Annotated in this window: 21 protein-coding genes; 19 read left to right on the forward strand and 2 right to left on the reverse strand. The window is 42.6% G+C overall.

Features of this window, described 5'->3' with window-relative positions; all coding sequences use genetic code 11:
- Nucleotides 1-192 precede the first annotated feature (192 nt).
- Genes LQ216_RS13720 through argH form a run of 5 tightly spaced genes read left to right on the forward strand, consistent with a single transcriptional unit; the run spans nt 193 to nt 6,815 of the window.
- Nucleotides 193-1,395 (forward strand): ROK family transcriptional regulator, encoded by a 1,203-nt coding sequence (locus tag LQ216_RS13720; protein ID WP_230130041.1) that lies wholly within the window; start codon nt 193-195, stop codon nt 1,393-1,395.
- Complete coding sequence (locus LQ216_RS13725; protein ID WP_230130042.1) at nt 1,392-2,489, forward strand: extracellular solute-binding protein; 1,098 nt, start codon at nt 1,392-1,394, stop codon at nt 2,487-2,489. The genes LQ216_RS13720 and LQ216_RS13725 overlap by 4 nt, the downstream gene beginning before the upstream one ends.
- Nucleotides 2,490-2,503: 14 nt before the next feature.
- The gene (locus LQ216_RS13730; RefSeq protein ID WP_230130043.1) at nt 2,504-3,607 is read left to right on the forward strand and encodes an ABC transporter ATP-binding protein; all 1,104 of its coding nucleotides are present in this window, start codon (nt 2,504-2,506) and stop codon (nt 3,605-3,607) included.
- Nucleotides 3,604-5,295 (forward strand): iron ABC transporter permease, encoded by a 1,692-nt coding sequence (locus LQ216_RS13735; protein WP_230130044.1) that lies wholly within the window; start codon nt 3,604-3,606, stop codon nt 5,293-5,295. Before LQ216_RS13730 ends, LQ216_RS13735 begins: the two co-directional genes overlap by 4 nt.
- A 17-nt stretch (nt 5,296-5,312) precedes the next feature.
- Nucleotides 5,313-6,815, forward strand: coding sequence for an argininosuccinate lyase (gene argH, locus LQ216_RS13740; RefSeq protein WP_230130045.1), 1,503 nt, complete (start codon nt 5,313-5,315; stop codon nt 6,813-6,815).
- Nucleotides 6,816-7,117: 302 nt separating this feature from the next.
- Here the strand turns inward: argH and LQ216_RS13745 are convergent, their stop codons facing one another.
- Nucleotides 7,118-7,735 carry an NUDIX hydrolase gene (locus LQ216_RS13745; protein ID WP_230130046.1) on the reverse strand — a complete coding sequence of 206 codons (618 nt, stop codon included), beginning with the start codon at nt 7,733-7,735 and terminating at the stop codon, nt 7,118-7,120.
- A gap of 196 nt (nt 7,736-7,931) precedes the next feature.
- Here LQ216_RS13745 and LQ216_RS13750 point away from each other — a divergent pair, with 196 nt between their 5' ends.
- From LQ216_RS13750 to LQ216_RS13760, 3 genes are all read left to right on the forward strand, one after another.
- Nucleotides 7,932-8,393, forward strand: coding sequence for a hypothetical protein (locus tag LQ216_RS13750; RefSeq protein ID WP_230130118.1), 462 nt, complete (start codon nt 7,932-7,934; stop codon nt 8,391-8,393).
- 182 nt (nt 8,394-8,575) lie between these two features.
- On the forward strand, nt 8,576-8,779 hold the full coding sequence (locus tag LQ216_RS13755) for a hypothetical protein (RefSeq protein WP_230130047.1): 204 nt from the start codon (nt 8,576-8,578) through the stop codon (nt 8,777-8,779).
- 383 nt (nt 8,780-9,162) lie between these two features.
- The gene (locus LQ216_RS13760; RefSeq protein WP_230130048.1) at nt 9,163-10,185 is read left to right on the forward strand and encodes a metallophosphoesterase; all 1,023 of its coding nucleotides are present in this window, start codon (nt 9,163-9,165) and stop codon (nt 10,183-10,185) included.
- A gap of 450 nt (nt 10,186-10,635) precedes the next feature.
- Here LQ216_RS13760 and LQ216_RS13765 read toward each other — a convergent pair whose 3' ends face one another.
- Nucleotides 10,636-11,253: an urease accessory protein UreH gene (locus tag LQ216_RS13765; protein ID WP_230130049.1), complete on the reverse strand. Its 618-nt coding sequence runs from the start codon at nt 11,251-11,253 to the stop codon at nt 10,636-10,638.
- Nucleotides 11,254-11,384: 131 nt separating this feature from the next.
- On the opposite strand from LQ216_RS13765, the gene LQ216_RS13770 reads away from it, so the two are divergent.
- From LQ216_RS13770 to urtD, 11 genes are all read left to right on the forward strand, one after another.
- Nucleotides 11,385-11,687, forward strand: coding sequence for an urease subunit gamma (locus LQ216_RS13770; protein ID WP_230130050.1), 303 nt, complete (start codon nt 11,385-11,387; stop codon nt 11,685-11,687).
- 11 nt (nt 11,688-11,698) lie between these two features.
- Nucleotides 11,699-12,004, forward strand: a complete 306-nt coding sequence (locus LQ216_RS13775; protein ID WP_230130051.1) for an urease subunit beta — start codon at nt 11,699-11,701, stop codon at nt 12,002-12,004.
- A 1-nt stretch (nt 12,005) separates the two neighbouring features.
- Nucleotides 12,006-13,715, forward strand: coding sequence for an urease subunit alpha (gene ureC / locus LQ216_RS13780; RefSeq protein ID WP_230130052.1), 1,710 nt, complete (start codon nt 12,006-12,008; stop codon nt 13,713-13,715).
- Between the two features lie 12 nt (nt 13,716-13,727).
- Nucleotides 13,728-14,174, forward strand: a complete 447-nt coding sequence (locus LQ216_RS13785; RefSeq protein WP_230130053.1) for an urease accessory protein UreE — start codon at nt 13,728-13,730, stop codon at nt 14,172-14,174.
- Nucleotides 14,167-14,835 carry an urease accessory protein UreF gene (locus LQ216_RS13790; protein ID WP_230130054.1) on the forward strand — a complete coding sequence of 223 codons (669 nt, stop codon included), beginning with the start codon at nt 14,167-14,169 and terminating at the stop codon, nt 14,833-14,835. The genes LQ216_RS13785 and LQ216_RS13790 overlap by 8 nt, the downstream gene beginning before the upstream one ends.
- 31 nt (nt 14,836-14,866) lie before the next feature.
- Entirely contained in the window at nt 14,867-15,481 is a 615-nt protein-coding gene (ureG, locus tag LQ216_RS13795; protein ID WP_230130055.1) for an urease accessory protein UreG, read from the forward strand.
- Nucleotides 15,474-16,274: an urease accessory protein UreD gene (locus LQ216_RS13800; protein ID WP_230130056.1), complete on the forward strand. Its 801-nt coding sequence runs from the start codon at nt 15,474-15,476 to the stop codon at nt 16,272-16,274. Before ureG ends, LQ216_RS13800 begins: the two co-directional genes overlap by 8 nt.
- Before the next feature lie 351 nt (nt 16,275-16,625).
- The gene (gene urtA / locus LQ216_RS13805; RefSeq protein WP_230130057.1) at nt 16,626-17,876 is read left to right on the forward strand and encodes an urea ABC transporter substrate-binding protein; all 1,251 of its coding nucleotides are present in this window, start codon (nt 16,626-16,628) and stop codon (nt 17,874-17,876) included.
- A 318-nt stretch (nt 17,877-18,194) separates the two neighbouring features.
- The gene (gene urtB, locus LQ216_RS13810; protein WP_230130058.1) at nt 18,195-19,094 is read left to right on the forward strand and encodes an urea ABC transporter permease subunit UrtB; all 900 of its coding nucleotides are present in this window, start codon (nt 18,195-18,197) and stop codon (nt 19,092-19,094) included.
- A gap of 11 nt (nt 19,095-19,105) precedes the next feature.
- Complete coding sequence (urtC, locus tag LQ216_RS13815; protein WP_230130059.1) at nt 19,106-20,170, forward strand: urea ABC transporter permease subunit UrtC; 1,065 nt, start codon at nt 19,106-19,108, stop codon at nt 20,168-20,170.
- A complete protein-coding gene (gene urtD, locus LQ216_RS13820; protein WP_230130060.1) occupies nt 20,145-20,888 on the forward strand; it encodes an urea ABC transporter ATP-binding protein UrtD in 744 nt (247 codons plus the stop codon). Before urtC ends, urtD begins: the two co-directional genes overlap by 26 nt.

A 20,888-nucleotide genomic window follows, 5' to 3' on the forward strand; every position in this document is an offset into this window, starting at 1 on the left:
CCATACTTTATGAATAGCATATATATATATAAATGTAAATATATATTTGGAATAGTCTAAATATTTTAAAAAATGTATTGTAAGCATTTTCTATTTACGCTATATTTACGTTAGTTAGTTAATTAGTAAGTCTTACTAACTAAAATAGTTAAGGCCGTGATATGTATGAGTTTTAAAGGAACACCTATGTATATGAAATCAATTAACAAAAAAAGGGTTTTGCAATGCATTCAAGAGAATGCCCCCATTTCAAGAGCAGAGATTGCCGAAAAAAATAAAATAAGCAAGCCGACTGTCTCTTTATTAGTCGACGAACTCATTCAAGAAAATTGGGTTTTTGAAAAAGGGAATGGAGAAGCTTCGTCACAAGGAGGAAGGAGGCCGATTCAGCTTTATTTCAATGATCGGGCAGCCTATATTATCGGCACAGATATTGGCGGGACTAAAGTAAATACAATCGTCAGTGATTTACAAGGAAATATAATCGCATCAAGCAGTTTTACAACAGGTACATACCTGGAAGACGGATTGTTAAAACAAATCTCATCTGAAGTGGAACGTTTACTACAGCAGTACAACATAGCCCATACGGATGTATTGGGGATGGGGGCTGGCGTACCCGGAATAACGGAAACGACAACAGGTATAGTGGTTGAGGCACCTGCGTTAAACTGGGTTCAATATGATTTTATTAGTGAAGCCAAGAAGTTTTTTCCATTCCCTGTTTATGTTGACAATGATGTGAATGTGGCCGCACTCGGAGAACAGTGGCTGGGCAGCGCAAAAAATAGAAAGAATGTGATATTTATCGCCGTTGGCACAGGTATTGGAAGCGGTATTATCATTAATAATCAGTTGTATCGCGGATCTTCTAGTGCTGCAGGGGAGATCGGGTACACGGTAACAGATAAAACGGATTTAAAACATGACTTTAAACCGACCTTTTCTCGCTATGGTTATTTAGAAAGTGTAGCTGGCGGCAAATCAATAGGGGACAGATTCACAACATATATTAGAAATGAGCCTGATCACCCTCTATTTGAACAGGTTAAAATAAATGGACTGACAGGTGAGATAGCATTTGAATGGGCGAAAAAAGGCGACACAATCGCTCTCGAAGTGATTGAAGAAGCAATTGAGCATTTGGCATATGGGGTGATCAATGTTGCTAGTTTGCTAAATCCTGAGGTTATTATTTTAGGAGGTGGTGTTTTAAAATCGGCTGAGCTCATTTTACCTGATTTACGTAATATCGTGAATCAATATCTTCCAAGTTCAGTGGAAATTCATACATCACAGTTGGGTGATCATGCAGGAGTCTTAGGAGCTGTTTCACTGTTTTTACGGGAGCATGCAAGTATTTTAAATTATCATGACGAGGGGGATTATTCATGAAATCAAAGAAAAAGGTCTCAATTGGTATGGCGTTTACGTTATCAGTAACTTTGTTGCTTTCAGCTTGCAATTCAGAAGAAAGTTCAAGTTCAAGTTCAAGTTCAAGTAAAACGAAAGAAAACGAAGATAAAATGGAAGAAAAAATTGTCGTGTATTCACCTCATGGAAAAGACATTTTGTCTAAGTTCGAACAACAATTCGAGCAAAAATACGACATCGATGTCGAGTGGTTAGATATGGGGTCACAAGAGGTTCTTGACCGTGTCCGCTCTGAGAAAAATAATCCACAGGCTGATGTTTGGTGGGGGGCACCGTCCACCAGTTTCGACCAGGCAAAAGATGAGGGCCTTTTAAAGCCGTATAAACCAAAATATGCCGATACGCTTGAGGAAGGCTTCTATGAAGCGGACTGGCATTGGAGCGGTACAAGTCAGACACCAGAAGTTATCATGTATAACAGTAAAGAACTATCAAAGGAAGAAGCGCCAAAGGATTGGGATGACCTCCTCGATCCAAAATGGAAGGATGAGATCATCATTCGTTACCCTTTGGCATCCGGTACCATGAGAACGATTTTCTCAGCGATGATTTACCGCGATTTTAAGGATTCCAATGATCCGGCCAAAGGATATGATTGGCTTGAGAAATTAGATGCAAATACAAAAGAATACTCAGCGAATCCCGAGATGATGTACAGCAAAGTCGCTAAAGGTGAAGGGGCCCTATCCGTTTGGGCGATGCCGGACGTTGTTATGTTGAAGGAAAATAAAAATTATCCATTTGAGTTTATTATCCCTGAAAGCGGAACGCCGGTATTGACAGAAGGGATTGCTGTAGTGAAAGATGCCCCGCATCCTAAAGCTGCAGAAGCATTCTATGAATTTGTCAACACACCAGAGGCTGCGAAAATTTTAGCTGAGGAATTTTACCGTATCCCAACCAGGACCGATATTAAGGATTTGCCGAAATGGATTACTGATACAGAGATCAAGCCCATGGACATCGATTGGAAGGTATTCCAGAAAGAAAGCGATGCGTGGATGAAGCATTGGGACGAAAACATAAAGAGTGGAGATAAAGAAATTAAGGAATAGGAAGTGTGGTCGGTATGGCGTCTATTAAACTTGAAAATGTCCAAAAAGCCTTTGGGAAAGTAATTGCGGTCGATCATTTAGACTTAGAAATTAATGATGGAGAGTTTTTTACCTTTCTGGGTCCAAGTGGATGCGGCAAGACGACTACACTCCGCATGGTCGCCGGGTTTTACTATCCGACCAAGGGTGTCGTCCGGTTTGGCGAGAGAGATATGACGCGTGTACCTCCGGAAAAAAGAAATACGGGCATGGTTTTCCAAAACTATGCCCTTTTTCCTCATATGACGGTTTTTGAAAATGTGGCCTTTGGTTTGAAGGTTAGAAAAATTCCGGCTAATGAAGTGAAATCGCGTGTACAGGATGTACTGCAAAAAGTAAGGCTTGAAACATATTCAGACCGTCAAGTGAGCCAATTAAGCGGAGGTCAACAGCAACGTGTGGCACTTGCCAGGGCATTGGTAATCGAACCTGAAATATTGCTATTGGATGAGCCGTTAAGTAATTTGGATGCCAAGTTACGGGATGAAATGAGAAGTGAGATATTGCGATTGCAAAAAGAATATAAGATTACCACTATTTATGTTACTCATGATCAAGCGGAAGCCTTATCGATGAGTGATAGAATCGCAGTTTTTAATTTTGGCGTATGTCACCAGGTGGGAACTCCAACGGAAATTTATAATGCACCGTCCAATGATTTTGTCGCCAGTTTTATCGGCGAAATCAATCTGTTGCCCGTTAAAGTTGATAAAATCGATCAAGACAAAGTGCATGTATCTCTGTTAAATGAATCTAAGAAATTTGTTGTACATAATCAGCCATTTAATTTTGTTCCTGAAGGTAAGAAAGAAGGTCTATCCCTTTCAATTAGGCCGGAAGCGATAAAAGTCTTGGACAAACATGTTGAGGCTGCAAATGTATTTAAAGGAAAGATTACGGAAGTCGAGTTTTTCGGCTCTGTAATAAATCTAAATGTTAATGTAGGCGAGCTGCAGATACAAGTGAATCTGTTAAATGATAATAGGTCCAACAGCTTTAAAAAAGGAGCAGATGTATATGTACAGCTGCCGCCAGACCACATTCGTATTATTCCCATGGTAAGGGATGATGTCTCATGATGAAAAATCGCGATACTAGATTGACTTTATTGCTATTAATTCCTGTTATTTTAGTATTGATTGCTTATGTTCTTTATCCTTCTTTACGAACGTTATTTGAAAGCTTGCAAAAAGATGGCAGTATTACCTTTGGCAATTATGATGACTTTTTTAGCCAGGAGTCGAAGACGAATTTAGAAGCATTATGGAATTCGGTTTATATTTCGGCTTTAAGCGTGGTCGTCAGTGCTCTGATTGGCATTCCCCTTGCATTTGTATTCAATCGGTATGACTTTCCGGGGAGAAGTTTATTTTCCACCGCGGCTATCATGCCCATCGTGCTTCCATCTTTGGTCGGTGTAATGGCATTTATGTTTTTGTATGGAGAGACCGGGTTGATCCCAAATGCAATCAAGGATCTGTTCGGTTTGGATAAAGTACCCTTTAAAATAGGGGGGATATCAGGGATCTTAATTGTCCATGCGTACACGATGTATGTGTATTTCTATATGACTGTATCGTCGTCCATCAATAAAATCGATCCTTCTTTGGAGGAAGCTGCTTATAATTTGGGAGCCAGTAAATTTGCGGTTTTTTGGAAAGTGACGTTTCCGTTGCTGACACCGGCGATTGTTGCTGCTTCTCTATTGGTGTTCATGATTTCCATGGCATCCTTCAGTGCACCGTTTTTATTAGCCGGCGGATTTCGGGTATTAAGCTTACAAATTTATTTTTCCAAGATTAATGGCGATATGGAAGTCGCTGCCACTCAATCGGTTATCCTTTCCATTGTATCGATTGTCTTTCTATTGTTTATGCGTTGGTATCAAAATCGCAAAGATTACAGGATGGCGTCCAAAGGGATTGGCGCCCACCGAAGTGAAGTGAAAAATCCTTTCGTAAAGTGGACCATGGTCATCATTGGAATGGTTGGAGTGATCATCTTGCTCCTGCCGCATTTCACCATCCTCCTGCTTTCATTGGTACCGGATGGAACATGGACTTGGCAAACGTATCCTTCCGTCTTTAACTTTGAAAATTATCGGTTATTATTCCAGGATCCTAATATTCTGAAGCCGTTAAAAAACAGCTTACTGTTGTCTGTCATTGCAACAGCCGCAAATTTAGTTTTTGGTGTCTTAACCTCTTATCTATTGGTAAAACGTAAATTTGTCGGTAAAAATTTTGTGGATATTCTGGTGATGATTCCTTGGGCGCTGCCCGCTACAGTTATCGGGATGAATCTAGTGTTTGCTTTTAATGAACCAAGCATTTTTACGTTTGGAAATATTCTGGTCGGAACGTTTTGGATCTTGCCTCTGGCCTATTTTATCCGCCACATCCCTTTGGTTGTTAGATCGACGAATGCTGTGTTAGAACAGTTGGATGATTCCATCGAGGAAGCGTCAAGAAGCTTAGGGGCTAAATGGTTTTATACCTTTAGGAAGGTCATTCTACCAATCATCATGCCGGGAGTATTATCCGGAACATTACTGGCCTTTGTGGAATCTGTTGGGGAATTCCCGACATCCGTCTTATTATATACGATATCCAACCGACCAATCTCCATTGAAATAATGAATCAACTCCGAATGTTTAATATGGGGCAGGCAGCGGCATATGGAATGATCCAGATTGCGTTAATTGCCATTGTTCTCTTTATTTCCAATAAATTCTTCGGAGTGAAAGCTGAACAATCACTGTCATAAAAAAGGAGATGAATAGTATGAACAATCTTAAAGAATTTCTCAAAAGAGAAGGCACGGCTTTTCCAGGAAAAACCTATGTCGAAGAATTATTAATGCCTGTTTTTAATGATCAGAGAGATTATTTATTCCATGTCATGTTCGACATTCACCGCGCACATGTCATTATGCTGGCGGAACAGGGCATTATTGATTTAGATGAAGCGAAGGTCATGTTAGAAGGAATCAACAAAGTCGCAAAATCCAATATTACCTTGTTGACCTATCACCCCCAATTTGAGGACCTGTTTTTCATGATGGAGGCGAAGATAGGTGAAGAAATTGGTGACGAATTAGCTGGTAAGATCCACATCGGGCGCAGCAGGAACGATATGGGTGTGGCCATGTATCGGTTGGTTTTAAGAGAGCATCTTCTGAATACTTTTGAGAGTGCGTATCAATTAAGTGAAGCGCTTTTGGACCAATCTGCGCTGCATTCGGAAACCTATATGACGGGCTATACTCATACACAGCCTGCTCAGCCAACTACTCTAGGCCATTATCTATTAGCGATTTATGACGTTATGCAAAGAGACATCAAACGTCTCTGGTCCGCTTATCATATAGTAAATCAATCTCCGCTGGGGGCAGCTGCTTTGACAACGACCGGTTTTCCGATTAGCCGAGAACGTACCTGTGAGTTGCTAGGCTTTGACGGGATAATTGAAAATTCCTATGATTCAATTGGAGGAGCGGATTATCTGCTCGAGACTTCCACAGCCATCATGACATTTATGGTCAATACAGGTAGATGGATACAGGACTTTTTACAGCAGGTAACTAGGGAATTTGGTTCTTTTCTCGTGGCAGATCCTTATGTACAAGTGAGCAGCATCATGCCGCAAAAAAGGAATCCTGTATCGATCGAACACTCCCGTTCTATAGCAAGCAGTGCTTACGGAGATGCACTGGCTGCGATTAATATGATTCATAATACCCCGTTTGGTGACATCGTGGATACGGAAGACGATCTTCAGCCTCATTTATATCGTGCATATAATAATGCTAACCGGGTATTAAAATTAATGTACGCTGTCATCAGCACATTAAAAGTAAACTCTGAACATATGAAAGAAATGGCCAAAAAATCTAGTATTACAATTACCGAATTGGCGGATACCTTATCCAGGGATTATCAGATATCATTTAAAAAAGCTCATTCAATCGCCAGCTACATCTCGAAGCGAACGATTAAAGAACAAAAAGAATTGTATGAATGGCATATAAACGATATTAATGAAATGATTCACGAATTCGTCAATGTGTCTTTGGCAGAAGATGAATGGAAAAAAATTATCTCGCCAGAGTATTTTGTTAAAATTAGAAGTATACAAGGTGGACCAAATCCAGATGAAGTTATGAGAATGATATCAGTCCGAAAGAAGAACCTGCATGACCAAGTTAAGGGCTACGAAGCGACAGTAGGGATTTTAAAGACAAAAAAAGCGAGTTTGGTTGAATTTTGTTTCGACGACAACAAATAGGTCTTGATTTAAGAAAAGAACTTAGAATTGGCATAAATGTAAGCCAAAGCTTCAGCTAGAAATATAATTGCAGGCAAAACTGTTAAAGTTATAAATATTAGTAAGAAAAGTTGCTCTTCTGGTTATTTGAACTGTGACCTATAAAGACATTTTACAATTTTTTAACTACTAGTTTTTTTGAATAGACTAAAAATAAGCGATTCATTAGGACAGCGGATGAAACAGAAGCAAGGACCAGCAAAAGTAAAGGTTCCCGCTTCTGTTTTTTATTTGCATAAGCTACACGTTAGCTAAAAAAGTAGTTAATCCAATATCGCCTCTTTATTAGGTTCCTTCAGAAATTCAAAAAGTGTTTTAATCTGTGACTCTATATTTCTACCCGTAGAAAGGTTTGGCAAATTGTATTTAGAGAAAAAATTAATGTCTTTTGTTTCGATTCCGGTACTTGCATGCCCACCGACTATCTCACATTGAATAAACAATTTATAATAGTGGTATGGTTGTGGCGGATGGGGATGTTTATTCATATCCAAAAGAGTGAGCAATTTTACAGGAACTGCATCGTAGCCTGATTCTTCTTTTAATTCTTTTACGATATTTTCAGCAGGGGAGTAACCTATATCGCAAAACCCTCCAGGCAAAGACCATCTATTATCAATTTTTTCTCGAACCATTAAGATTTTATCATCTTTAAACACTACTCCGCGTACATCAACTTTAGGTGTTTGATAACCTGTTTCATTAGTAAATAAATCTTTGATTTTTTGCATTTCTAATCCGGTGTAGTCTTCGATAATCTCCGCACTTATACTTCGTAATTCTTCATAACGTTCAATATCGTAAACATCTTTTGAAAAGGTCAATCCTGCTTGAGACAATGCTTGCATCCTCTTTGCCCATTCCAACCATTTATGACTCATAAGAGATACCTATTTTTATAGAATGAATGAATGCAGTAACTGGATTGATAATAAACACTCCTTTTCATCTTTCTTCCAATTTTATCAAAAACTTAATGTTACAGGAGATAGATAACTATTTTTCTTTCGTCTAAGACGATGGATTCTGTCCTTGGAACTAAACCTGAGGTGGAATCGTCTATTTATAAAACGGGAGGTGCAGGAATTGAAAAAAAGGTTGGCTGGATTATTAGTTTGTATGCTGCTAATTCTTATGGGCTGTTCGGATGATGCAATGACTGGCGGAAAACCACCTAAAGGAATGATTGTCATCGGGAAGGAAACATATGAGACCGTATTGGGAGCTTATTGTTGGAAGGGGATGTGTACTGACACTGCTGGTGCGGTTGATCTATTAAAAGGCAAAGCCCCTATAGAAGTGAAACCGAATCAGGAAGTGCGATTCGTAATCGATTACGAGCCTAAGCCAAACGAAATTCATCTCATGCAGACGAATGAGGGGAAGGAAAAGGAGGTAGCGGTGAAAGAAAATCGTTTCGTTGTTCCAAAAGAGAAAGGCATCTATTACTATGGCTATGGTGCATGGTGGATGGACGAGGAGGAAGAACAGCTATCACATGGCGATGCTCTCTATGCCTTTGTTCTGGAAGTGAAATAACTACAGGAGCCCCTAGGTTTGGATGCAAAAGATAAGCAGTTAACAACAGGACTAAATATACTTTACATATTTCGATTAAAAAGACTGTCATATATTGTTTGAATCTGTAGTATCCCATATATATAAATGAAAAGAGGAGGTGAACAGAAATCGAGAATACAATCTTACAGGCACTGAAAGACATGGAAGAACGAATTAGTGGCAGTTTCGAGAAAATTGAGGAAAGATTGGAAGACATTCAAAAGCCTGAAGTTATGTCACTTTTAAAAACAGTACTGAAAAAGCAGGAAGAAATTGAACTTGAAACAGGATATTTTGCCGAAAGAGTAGAGGAACTTGGCAGGAAAGTGTATAAGATTGAGAGGAAGTTAGAAGAGCGTATATAAAACTTATCTGTTCTCCTAAATTCTTCTAAGAAAATACCTCATCCAATATCCTCATACGAAACCCCATATACACTTTAATGAAAAATCACAGGATAAATAAATACAATGATTTAACCGCGGGTGTGCTGAATCTTCATATACACATCCGCGGTTATTTCTTTAGTTTGAAGAGAAGATCCCCGATCCATAAAAGCGAGTAATTTCCCTATTATTCTCATTGTTAAGGCCTTGTTTACGAATCTTTATAACATAAAATAACCTATCCCAGTTTACCTATGTTGAGTCTTTATTAAAGTGATTTAAAAGTTACGTAAATATGCCATTTTCTTTACTTCAGTCCTTTAATATTAGAACGTAATACAATTTTGAAAGGGGAATTTTAAATGGGAACGAATGAAGGAAGACTGGGAATCACTCAAAAAGTCAAGGTTTGGGGCGCTGCATTCGCAATCGGATTGTCTCTAATCGCAGGAACATCAGCATCAGCAGAACCGAACGAACACAAAAGTAAGAAACCAGCGTTTGAATTCGGGCTTATCCCCGATATACAATATTGCGATTGTGATGCCTCCGGTACACGTTTTTACCGTGACTCGGTAAGCAAACTAAAGGATGCCGCCGCTATTCTCAATCAACATAAGCTGAGTTTCACTGTGCAGACGGGTGATATTATTGACAGGAACCTTGAGAGTTTCGATACGATTCTTCCCATTTATAATCAAGTTGAAGGGCCTAAATATCATGTTCTTGGCAATCATGACTTCCCTGTAACAACGGACAAAGTTGTAGATATCCTGGACATGCCAAACCAATACTATGATTTCGCCAAAAAGGGCTGGCGTTTTATTGTTCTTGATACCAATGACTTGAGCCTGTATGCAAATGCGCCAGGTTCAGCAAAGTATCAACAAGCTGAAGAGATGTATAATCAGCTGAAAACGAGTGGAACAAAAAATGCCCAGGTTTGGAATGGGGGCGTAGGTTCCGATCAAATGAATTGGCTGCATAACGTACTCCAGAAATCAGCTAACAAAGAAGAAAAAGTTGTGGTAATCGGGCATATGCCAATCTACCCTGCCAACGAGCACAATGCCTGGAATGACGCTGCACTAATGAAAGAACTTGAATCTGCAGGAAATGTAGTGGCTTACTTTAACGGACATAACCATGCAGGCAACTATGCTGAGAAAAACGGGATCAAATATGTAAATTTCCAGGGGATGGTTGAAACAGCCGATTCCACTGCGTTTTCTGTTATCCGTGCATATAAGGATCGTTTGGAGATCGATGGTTATGGCCGTGAGCCGGACCGGGTCCTGAAGGTGAATCCCATGGAAGAGCGGGATGGAAAACATGAAGTTACTCAGAGCCAAGACAAAAATCACGGACAGCGCGACAACGATTAACAAATGAGAAGCCCGACTCCCTTTCGTGCCAGTGAAGGGAGTCGGGCTTTGTATTTTTTTGCCTGAATTGCATCTGGAAGCAGGCAGGATGAGATTTCCATTTTTTATCCATCATCCTCCCTCCTGACATTGGGCAAAAAGAAATGGAAGTCGAAGGAAGTATGGAACCTGTTCCGGCGGCGGTTTAAGATTTACAGGGCAGATCAATCTGACAGTCATGCCGAGCTTGTCTGTTCCAGGTGGTGGTTTCTCATCTGCAGGCTTGCCAATCGCATCCAGTTCATTGGAAGAGCCTTTGATGAAGCTGTTCTGCGGCCTTTGAACAGGAAGCCCGGCTTCCGGTATTGAACTGGGATATGAATCTAGCTTAGGCTACCTATCAGGCCATTCTTAGAAAAACATAGTTGCCTTCCTGCTTTTTTTGTAATCCAAAATATTATACTGAAGTTTTCAAGAAACCACACTATACATATGATAGCACCCATACAAAATACTAAAAGCACTGACCATTTTCGTAAGGCTGGAGTGCAATGTGAGATTTTTCCGGCCAAGAATGAAGGGCAGGGCAATGATTGTGCTGAACAGCTGCATGCCTATGACCGTTCCTGCACCGAATAATAAAATGTAGAGTGATGCCTGGGCGGCTGTGTCGACGGAGGCCATCGTAGTAACAACCATGGCGCCGCTTCCAGCCAGGCCGTGGATGATGCCTATGATGGTTGCTTTGTGGTAGATGCGGTTCTTATGTACATGCGAATGATTGTGATCTTTATTGTAGGTAAATATAGACATCGCACCTAATAGAACAAGCATGATGCCGACGAAGAACTCAAAAGAGCTCTGCAGAATCCCCGGAATGTTTGTTTTCAAGAGGATGACCACGATTCCGATTACAAACAAGGTTAAAGTATGACCAATTCCCCAAAATACTCCCGTTAGAGAAGAACGGAACAACTTTTTGTTTTCACCCGCCATCGTAGATACCGCGGCTACGTGGTCCGGCTCCAATGCATGCGTCACCCCCAATAGCAAGCCAAACAGTAAGACAGAAAGCAATGATAATTCCAAAAGAAACTCTCCCCTCTAAATGTTTTGAAAAAAAGATTGAAAATTTATTTTATTTATACAATAATAAATATAACATAAAATGTTAGAAAACCTAACATGTTTTTTAAATTTGTCTTTAAAGGCGGGGGAGAATGAAATTAACGAGCCGTGAACAGGAGAAATTGATGATTGTGGTTGCAGCCGATTTGGCCCGACGGAGGAAGGAACGCGGTTTGACATTGAATTATCCGGAAACGATCGCGTTGATTACTTATGAATTGATGGAGATGGCCCGTGACGGGAAAACCGTCGCTCAAATTATGAAGGATGGGCAAAGAATCTTATCGCGAGAAGACGTCATGGAGGGAGTGCCTGAAATGATTCAGGATATTCAGGTCGAAGCAACGTTTCCGGACGGGACGAAACTGGTGACTGTCCATACCCCTATTCAATAAGGAGGAAAAGAATGATTCCAGGTGAGTATCTTCTACGCAAAGAAAAGATTTCGTGTAATGAAGGGAAAGAAATTACGGTCTGTATGGTCGTGAACCAGGGCGATCGTCCAATCCAGGTAGGCTCCCATTTTCATTTCTACGAAGTGAATGAAGCGTTGGTTTTGGAACGGACCCAAGCTTATGGAACGCGGCTGAACATTCCGGCTGGCACTTCTGTCCGGTTTGAACCAGGGGATCCGAAAGAGGTTCAATTGATCCCTTTTGGCGGAGAAAGAAAAGTCTATGGATTTAACAATAAAGTGGATGGAGGGCTGTAATATGGGATTGGAAATGTCGAGAAGGCAATATAGTTCCATGTTTGGGCCGACAACCGGCGATCGTGTCCGTTTGGCGGACACGGACCTATTTATCGAGATTGAGAAGGACTATACAACCTATGGGGATGAAGTGAAGTTTGGCGGAGGGAAGGTCATTAGGGATGGGATGGGCCAGCACCCGCTTGCCACCCGGGCTGACAGTGTGGATACCGTTATTACAAATGCGATCATTATCGATTTCACAGGCATATATAAAGCAGATGTCGGGTTGAAGGATGGTTACATATCCGCGATTGGTAAAGCGGGGAATCCGCTGTTGATGGATGACGTTGATATAGTGATTGGTGCTTCCACAGAAGTGATTGCCGGGGAAGGCAAGATTCTTACAGCAGGCGGGATTGATGCGCATATCCATTTTATCTGTCCGCAGCAAATTGAAACGGCGCTCACTTCCGGGGTGACGACAATGATCGGCGGGGGTACAGGTCCGGCGACCGGGACGAATGCGACTACCTGTACGCCTGGAGAGTTCCATATTCACCGGATGCTGGAGGCGGCGGAGGCCTTTCCGATGAACATTGGGTTTCTAGGGAAAGGAAATGCTTCACATACTGCACCGTTGGCCGAACAAATCGAGGCTGGAGCCATCGGCTTAAAGCTTCATGAAGATTGGGGCAGCACGCCATCCGCGATTCATCATAGCTTGCTGGTGGCAGATGAATACGATGTCCAAATTGCCATTCATACAGATACATTGAATGAAAGTGGGTTTGTGGAAGATACATTAAAGGCGATCGATGGCCGCTTGATCCATACGTATCATACAGAAGGAGCGGGAGGCGGCCATGCGCCGGACATTATTAAAGTGGCAAGCTATGACTATATTTTGCCTTCCTCCACGAATCCTACAAGGCCATTCACGAAAAATACGATCGATGAGCATTTGGATATGTTGATGGTTTGTCACCATTTGGATCCTTCCATTCCGGAAGACCTGGCGTTTGCCGATTCACGGATTCGGAAGGAAACGATTGCCGCAGAAGATATTCTTCATGATTTGGGTGTTTTCAGCATGATAAGTTCTGATTCACAAGCGATGGGGCGGGTCGGGGAAGTAATCACGAGAACCTGGCAGACGGCTCATAAAATGAAACTGCAGCAAGCCCGACTGCCGGAGGAATATAACGATGGGGACAACTTCCGCGTAAAGCGCTATGTCGCCAAATATACGATCAATCCGGCAATTGCCCATGGAATTTCCGATTATGTCGGCTCAATCGAAAAAGGCAAACTTGCCGACCTGGTGCTGTGGGATCCTGCCTTTTTCGGGATCAAGCCAGAGCTAATCTTAAAAGGCGGCATGATCGCCTATAGTGTAATGGGTGACCCGAATGCCTCCATCCCGACGCCTCAGCCTGTTTTATTCCGGCCGATGTTCGGTTCTTACGGGAAATCGGTTGGTTCGACCAGCATGACATTCCTGTCAAAAGCGGCGATTGAAAAGGGAGTTCCTGATAAGCTGGGGCTGGAGAAGATCATCAAGCCTGTCCATAGCATCCGCAATCTGACGAAAAAGGATATGAAATGGAATGACGGAACGCCCAATATTGAAGTGGATCCGCAAACGTATGATGTAAAGGTAAACGGGGAAATCATCACCTGCGAGCCGGTGGAAATCTTGCCGATGGCTCAGCGATATCATCTTTTTTAAGGAGGATTTTCGATGATAATTGAACGTGTAGTTGCGAATGCAAACGAGGTATCGGTTGACCATCTTCATAAGGAAAAAGTGTATTTAGCTAGCGGCGATTTATTAAAAAGGGTTCAACGGGTCAAAACCGACCATGGAAGAGAACTGGGCATCCGGTTAACTACAGAACGGGAGCTTCATCGCGGGGATATTCTTTATATGGATGATAAAAACGCGATTGTCGTCGATGTACTATCGAATGATGTCCTGGTGATCCGGCCGGAAAGTCTTGAAGTGATGGGTGTGATCGCGCATCAAATCGGAAACAGGCACACCCCTGCTCAATTTGACGGTGATGAAATGATTGTTGAGTATGATTATTTAATAGAAGAGATGCTAACCCGCCAACAGGTTGCTTTTTCGCGAGAGGAGCGCACGTTAAACGAGGCATTCCGTCCGATAGGCCATTCGCATGACTAACGCTGCCTTAACCTTGATGCAAATTTGCGATTCCAATTTTCCGACCGGTTCATTTTCGCATTCCTATGGTCTGGAAACCTACATCCAGGAAGGGAAAGTGACCAATGCTGAAACATTCGCGGGCTGGCTGCATGCCTATTTAGAAGGCTCACTATGCTACAATGACGGATTATCTGCTGCGCTGTTATACGATGGCCACAATATCCATGAATTAGACCGGCTGTTATACGTGTCATCCCTGTCCCGGGAAACCAGGGAAGGGGCAAAAAGGGTAGGCGGGCGGATGGTGGAGTTGTTAATGGCGCTGGAAGCCGTACCGGCACTTTCCGACTATCGCCGGCAGATCAAGAAAAAAGAGGCCTTCGGTCATCCGGCATTGGCATTTGGCCTATTTTGCAACGAGATGGGAATTGGTAAGGGAGAATGCGTGACCGCATACCTATATACGGCCATCTCTTCTATCATCCAAAACGCCGTCAGAGGGATTCCTTTAGGGCAGACTGATGGCCAGCGTTTATTATTTTCTTTTCAACAAAATATAAAAGACGTTGTCGCCAAAATCGATACCCTTACAATCGATGACTTTGGTATATCGCCGCCGGGTATAGAGCTTGCGGCTATGTTGCACGAGGACTTGCATGTCCGCTTGTTTATGTCTTAATCGGAAAAATAAATAGAAACGGGGAGATGGCATGACACTAAGAATTGGAATCGGCGGACCGGTTGGAGCGGGAAAAACGATGCTTGTAGAACGGTTGACCCGGGCGCTGGACGACGAGTATAATCTGGCGGTTATCACGAATGATATCTATACAAAAGAAGACGCGCTTTTTTTAGTGAAAAACAGCGTGCTTTCCGAAGACCGGATTATCGGCGTGGAAACGGGAGGTTGTCCCCATACGGCGATTCGCGAGGATGCGAGCATGAATTTTGTGGCGATTGACGAATTGCTTGAACGTCATGAAGGATTGGATATCATTTTCGTGGAAAGCGGCGGCGATAATTTGGCGGCAACCTTCAGCCCGGAACTCGTCGATTTCTCAATTTACATCATTGACGTGGCCCAAGGGGAGAAAATTCCGCGCAAAGGTGGACAGGGCATGATCAAGTCCGACCTGTTTGTCATAAACAAAATCGATTTGGCACCTTATGTTGGGGCAAGTTTAGAAGTGATGGAGAGGGATACATTATCCACGCGCGGCAACAAACCGTTCTTTTTTACCAATTTAAAAGAAGATCTCGGGTTGGAGGGGGTTATCAATTGGATTAAAGAGGAATGTCTATTGGTAGGGCTGGAGAATGGATGAGTGGACCGGTTATGCGGAGCTCGAGACAATAAGGCAGCATGGCCGCACCATTCTATCAAGCAAATACCACTATGGATCCTTTAAAATCACCCATCCGTTATATTTGGATAATGAAACGGAAGCCACCCTTTATTGGCTAAGTGTGGGCGGCGGGTATGTAAACGGCGACACATACCGAATGATCCTTCGTGCCGGAGAGGGCAGTGCGGTTACGCTCAGGACTCAAGGAGCGACCAAAATATACCGGACCATTGATCAACCTCCCATCCAGGAAAATCAGTTTGAATTAGAAAGTGATGCTAGTCTGTTCTTTATGCCTGAACCTACGATTCTATACAGGGATGCCAGGTTTCATCAATTCACAGAAATCTACATGAAGAAGCGGGCGACCCTTTTCCTTACGGATATATTGACGCCTGGCTGGTCTCCGGATGGTGCATTATTTTCCTATCAAGACTACCGATCTGTTGTGAAGGTGTTTTATGAAGGAGAACTGGTGGTGCTTGATCGATTGCTGCTTGAACCAGCTAAGCATATAAACGAGACCGGCTATCTGGAATCCTACTCGCATTTTGGTTCTGCTATTGTCATAAGTGACTTGTTCACCGTTGAAGGAACGGAATCTATTAAGCAGCTTGTTCAAGGTTTTGAAGGAGTTCGTCTCGGATTGTCGGCCTTGCCATGCGTAAACGGGTTTTGTTTACGTATCTTCGCGCATAATACAGGGGTAGTGGAAGAAATTATGACATGCATTCAGCGGATTTTAAAAGAAAACATGAATAGCTTGGAATAAATTACCAGCACTGGATGAATAATATCCGGTGCTTTTTATGTTTAAGGCGAAACATTAAGGCGGTCATACCATGGAATGTTAGCGTTACCACAATTTTTTTTAAAAATTTAACCGAAATTTTATTGAAATTTTCTGAAAAAACAAATACAATAACTAATATTAGTTATGTTATATAACATAACATTAAAATGTTTTGAAAACTTACATAGAGGAGGTTGATCCAAAAAAACAAAAAGGAGTATCTTACAGCCATAAGATACTCCCTTTAAATCAGGCATACATATCGTGTGATTGCCTGATTTTAATTATACACATTTGTATAAGTAAAATCGATGGAGAGAAGGTATGTCAATGAAACGAAGCAAAGTCGTAAAAGCTAGTTTAACGTTTTTATTAATTCTTATATTCGCAATAGGATCCGGTTGTGCCGCAAGCAATCTGGTCAGCAAAGATAAACAGACTGAAGCATCGGAAAAGAAGGGTTCTTCCGATGAAGTAGAGGTAGGCGTCCTGCATTCCTTAAGCGGGACGATGGCCATCAGTGAGGTTTCCTTACGCGATGCGGAGTTAATGGCGATAGAAGAGATAAATGCCGCCGGAGGAGTTTTAGGGAAGAAGATAAAGCCGATCGTGGAAGACGGGGCTTCCGATTGGCCGACATTTGCCGAAAAAGCAAAGAAGTTATTGCAAAAGGATGAAGTTGCGACGATTTTTGGAGGATGGACATCCGCAAGCCGTAAATCGATGCTGCCGGTAGTAGAACAGAATAATGGTTTACTCTGGTATCCGGTCCAATATGAGGGCATGGAGCAGTCGCCGAATATTTTTTATACAGGGGCGACAACCAACCAGCAAATTGTCCCTTCTGTCACTTGGTTATTAGAGAATAAAGGAAAGAAATTCTTCCTGATTGGTTCTGACTATGTGTTCCCGCGAACCGCCAATAAAATCATCAAAGCCCAGCTTAAAGCCGAGGGCGGGGAGCTATTAGGGGAAGAATATACGCCGATGGGACACACGGATTATAGTACGTTGATCAGCAAAATCAAAAAAGAAAAACCGGAGGTCGTATACAATACGTTGAATGGAGACAGTAACGTCGCGTTCTTCAAGCAATTAAAAGATGCAGGCCTTACATCCAAAGATGTCACGGTCCTGAGCGTCAGTGTAGCGGAGGAAGAGATCCGCGGGATTGGCGTCGATGTCCTGGAAGGGCATTTAGCAGCCTGGAATTACTTCCAGACCACGGATACTCCGGAAAACAAAACATTTGTCGAGAAATACAAAGCGAAGTATGGGGATGACCGCGTTACTGGCGATCCGATCGAAGCTGCTTATTTTGCGGTATATCTATGGGCTGAAGCGGTGGAGAAAGCTGGGTCCTTTGATGTCGAGAAAGTAAAATCGGCCGCAGATGGAATTGAGTTCAAGGCGCCCGGCGGCACAGTGAAAATCGACGGCGAAACCCAGCACACCTATAAAACCGTCCGGATCGGGGCAGTTCAAAAAGACGGACAGTTCAAGGAATTGTGGAATTCCGGGGAGCCGGTAAAACCGGATCCATATCTAAAAAGCTATGAATGGGCAAAAGGATTGCAATAAAGGTACAAAGAAGGGGTTCTGGTCAGCGAACCCCTTCATAAAGAGAGAGTATAACTTTCATAACTTTATAAAATGTCTAACTGCGCGGGATTTAATATCAGAACAGAGGTATTATTTTGAAAATCCGAGATTTATTATCCAAATTCAGAATTTATTATCCAAACTTAGGATTTATTATCCAAACTCACGGTTTATTATCCAAATACCGGAAATGCGTTTGTGATTTGACTTAGACGGTTTTAGTTTAAAGTTCCTTATTTACAGAGGCGGCTGCACTTTTCTTATTTGAAAATTCTTTACAAATGGAGGTGGATCTGAATGGAGAATATCATTACCCAGCTGTTCAATGGGATTAGCTTAGGTTCGATTATGTTATTAATCGCCATCGGACTTGCGATCACATTCGGATTGATGAATGTCATCAATATGGCACATGGAGAATTGATTATGGTTGGGGCGTATACGACCTATGTCATCCAAAATATTTTCTCGACTTATTTCCCTTCCTTTTTTTCGTACTACTACTTTATTGCGATCCCTGTTGCTTTTTTAGCTGCCGGGATGATTGGTTTTTTGATTGAGAAGTTTTTGATTCAATACCTGTATCACCGCCCGTTAGACAGTCTGCTAGCGACATGGGGTGTAAGTTTGATCCTTCAGCAGACAGCAAGGACGATTTTCGGGGCGCCGAACGTCGCGGTTGAAGCTCCCGGATGGCTGAATGGCGGGGTAGAGATCGCAGGAGCGATATTGCCTTATAAGCGATTATTCATTTTAGCCATTGTTATTTTAAGTGTCATCCTCTTATATCTGTACCTGGAGAAATCGGCTTCAGGCCGGAAAATAAGGGCGGTTACCTTAAATCGTCCAATGGCATCCTGCCTTGGGGTCTCCGTTCGAAAAGTCGATGCGCTTGCGTTTACCATCGGTTCAGGGTTGGCAGGCATTGCGGGCTGTGCCTTAACAGCGATTGGCTCGATTGGGCCTTCCATCGGGACCTATTATATTGTGGATGCCTTTATGGTCGTGATCTTCGGGGGAATCGGCAAGATTATCGGTACCGTTTTTGGAGCTTTTGGCGTTGGGCTCGTTTCGACATTTGTCGAATATACCTCAAGCGCCACCACTGCTAAGGTCATGGTCTTTTTAATGATTATCATATTCTTGCAATGGCGTCCGTCAGGCCTTGTCTATGTCAAAACACGTTCGCTTGATTGAGGAGGAGAGTCGTGAAAAAAATTACTTATTCGAATTGGGTGATCTTCCTTGCCTTATTTTTGGCACCCTTTTATTTAACGGAATTTCGCCTTTCCTTATTAGGAAAGTTTTTAGCCTTCGCGATCATCGCGATAGGGATCTCGCTTATATGGGGACAAACGGGGATCCTAAGCCTCGGCCATGGGGTATACTTTGGAATCGGTGCTTACTGTATGGCGATGCACTTGAAACTCGAAGCGGCGGGCGGTGCTCTGCCTGATTTTATGAGCTGGAGCGGGGTTTCTTCCCTGCCTTGGTTTTGGGAACCTTTCAAAAGTTTTGGATTTTCCTTGGGCGCTGCGATCCTTTTGCCGGCACTCCTGTCCTTTGTCCTTGGATATTTAACATTTAAAAATCGGATCAAAGGGGTCTATTTTTCACTTATTTCTCAGGCTATAGTGGTTATTTTTGTCACGTTATTCATCGGCAACCAGCAATGGACAGGCGGAACAAATGGGCTGACGAACTTTCAGATGGTGCTCGGTTTTTCCCTGACAGATCCGGTCACCCAAATTGTTTTATATTTTATCACCGCTGCTGTTCTGCTAATTGTATTCTTGCTTTCTAAATTTCTGACCGAAACAAAAGCAGGGAAACTCTTGGTTGCGATCCGGGATAGTGAGAACAGGACCCGTTTTTTAGGCTATAATTCCACCTTTTATCAGGTGATGGTATATGCGCTTTCTGCGGCGTTTGCCGGGATAGCGGGGGTGTTGTTTGTCCTTCAGGTCGGTTTAATTTCTCCGGAAATGATGGGGATCATCCCTTCGATTGAGATGGTGCTTTGGGTTGCGATAGGCGGACGGACATCCCTTATCGGGGCGATAATCGGTGCGATTGTGACAAATAGCGCCAAAACGTATTTCAGTGAAAACTACCCGGATTATTGGTTATTTTTATTAGGCATGATGTTTATCAGCATTGTCTTGTTTATGCCGAACGGGATCGTCGGACTCTACCACTCCCTCAGAAAAAAATGGACGCGGACCAAAAAAGTGGAGGAGGTAAAAAATGAAGCCGATACTGTCATGCAGTGATGTCAGAGTAACCTTTCATGGGTTTCATGCCCTTCAAGGAGTCACATTGGACATCGAACCGAATGAAATTCATTTCTTAATTGGACCGAATGGAGCGGGCAAGACCACTTTGCTCGATACGATATGCGGAAAGACGAAGCCGTCTAGTGGTGACATCATGTTTGGGGAACAAATCGCACTTACAAAGAAAAAAGAGTATGAGATAGCGAGACTCGGTGTGAAACGAAAATTCCAGACGCCATCGGTTTTTCTGCAGTTAACCGTCCAGGAAAACCTCGAACTGGCCGTGCTTTCTTCTGAAAAAACCTCCGCACTTTTCAGGAGGAAACTGAAAAAGAAAGCAGAAGAAAAAGTACTCGAGATCCTTTCATTTACAGATTTATATGAATTTCGGGGGATGCAGGCGGGTTCGCTATCACATGGTCAAAAGCAGTGGCTGGAAATTGGGATGCAGCTTGTTACCGACCCGCAGCTTTTGCTGCTGGATGAACCCATCGCAGGCATGAGCGGCTATGAGCGCGAGCGAACCGGAAAACTGATTCATGATATCGCAAAAAAATGCGCGGTCGTTACAGTGGAACACGATATGGATTTCGTTAAACAATTTTCACAAACCGTTACCGTGATGAGTGAAGGGAAGGTTTTATGTAAAGGTACAATGGAAGAAATTCAGCAGAATAAGCAAGTAGCCGAAATTTACCTGGGAAGGAGGGAATGA

Source organism: Bacillus sp. CECT 9360 (assembly GCF_918741275.1).
Taxonomy (GTDB): Bacteria; Bacillota; Bacilli; order Bacillales; family DSM-1321; genus Peribacillus.

What these genes read in the sequence shown, in the direction of transcription:
- LQ216_RS13720 (WP_230130041.1), top strand. Translation starts at nt 193, where the DNA reads ATGAAATCAATTAACAAAAAAAGGGTTTTGCAATGCATTCAAGAGAAT.
- LQ216_RS13725 (WP_230130042.1), top strand. Translation starts at nt 1,392, where the DNA reads ATGAAATCAAAGAAAAAGGTCTCAATTGGTATGGCGTTTACGTTATCA.
- LQ216_RS13730 (WP_230130043.1), top strand. Translation starts at nt 2,504, where the DNA reads ATGGCGTCTATTAAACTTGAAAATGTCCAAAAAGCCTTTGGGAAAGTA.
- LQ216_RS13735 (WP_230130044.1), top strand. Translation starts at nt 3,604, where the DNA reads ATGATGAAAAATCGCGATACTAGATTGACTTTATTGCTATTAATTCCT.
- argH (WP_230130045.1), top strand. Translation starts at nt 5,313, where the DNA reads ATGAACAATCTTAAAGAATTTCTCAAAAGAGAAGGCACGGCTTTTCCA.
- LQ216_RS13745 (WP_230130046.1), bottom strand. Translation starts at nt 7,735, where the DNA reads ATGAGTCATAAATGGTTGGAATGGGCAAAGAGGATGCAAGCATTGTCT.
- LQ216_RS13755 (WP_230130047.1), top strand. Translation starts at nt 8,576, where the DNA reads ATGGAAGAACGAATTAGTGGCAGTTTCGAGAAAATTGAGGAAAGATTG.
- LQ216_RS13760 (WP_230130048.1), top strand. Translation starts at nt 9,163, where the DNA reads ATGGGAACGAATGAAGGAAGACTGGGAATCACTCAAAAAGTCAAGGTT.
- LQ216_RS13770 (WP_230130050.1), top strand. Translation starts at nt 11,385, where the DNA reads ATGAAATTAACGAGCCGTGAACAGGAGAAATTGATGATTGTGGTTGCA.
- LQ216_RS13775 (WP_230130051.1), top strand. Translation starts at nt 11,699, where the DNA reads ATGATTCCAGGTGAGTATCTTCTACGCAAAGAAAAGATTTCGTGTAAT.
- ureC (WP_230130052.1), top strand. Translation starts at nt 12,006, where the DNA reads ATGGGATTGGAAATGTCGAGAAGGCAATATAGTTCCATGTTTGGGCCG.
- LQ216_RS13785 (WP_230130053.1), top strand. Translation starts at nt 13,728, where the DNA reads ATGATAATTGAACGTGTAGTTGCGAATGCAAACGAGGTATCGGTTGAC.
- LQ216_RS13790 (WP_230130054.1), top strand. Translation starts at nt 14,167, where the DNA reads ATGACTAACGCTGCCTTAACCTTGATGCAAATTTGCGATTCCAATTTT.
- ureG (WP_230130055.1), top strand. Translation starts at nt 14,867, where the DNA reads ATGACACTAAGAATTGGAATCGGCGGACCGGTTGGAGCGGGAAAAACG.
- LQ216_RS13800 (WP_230130056.1), top strand. Translation starts at nt 15,474, where the DNA reads ATGGATGAGTGGACCGGTTATGCGGAGCTCGAGACAATAAGGCAGCAT.
- urtA (WP_230130057.1), top strand. Translation starts at nt 16,626, where the DNA reads ATGAAACGAAGCAAAGTCGTAAAAGCTAGTTTAACGTTTTTATTAATT.
- urtB (WP_230130058.1), top strand. Translation starts at nt 18,195, where the DNA reads ATGGAGAATATCATTACCCAGCTGTTCAATGGGATTAGCTTAGGTTCG.
- urtD (WP_230130060.1), top strand. Translation starts at nt 20,145, where the DNA reads ATGAAGCCGATACTGTCATGCAGTGATGTCAGAGTAACCTTTCATGGG.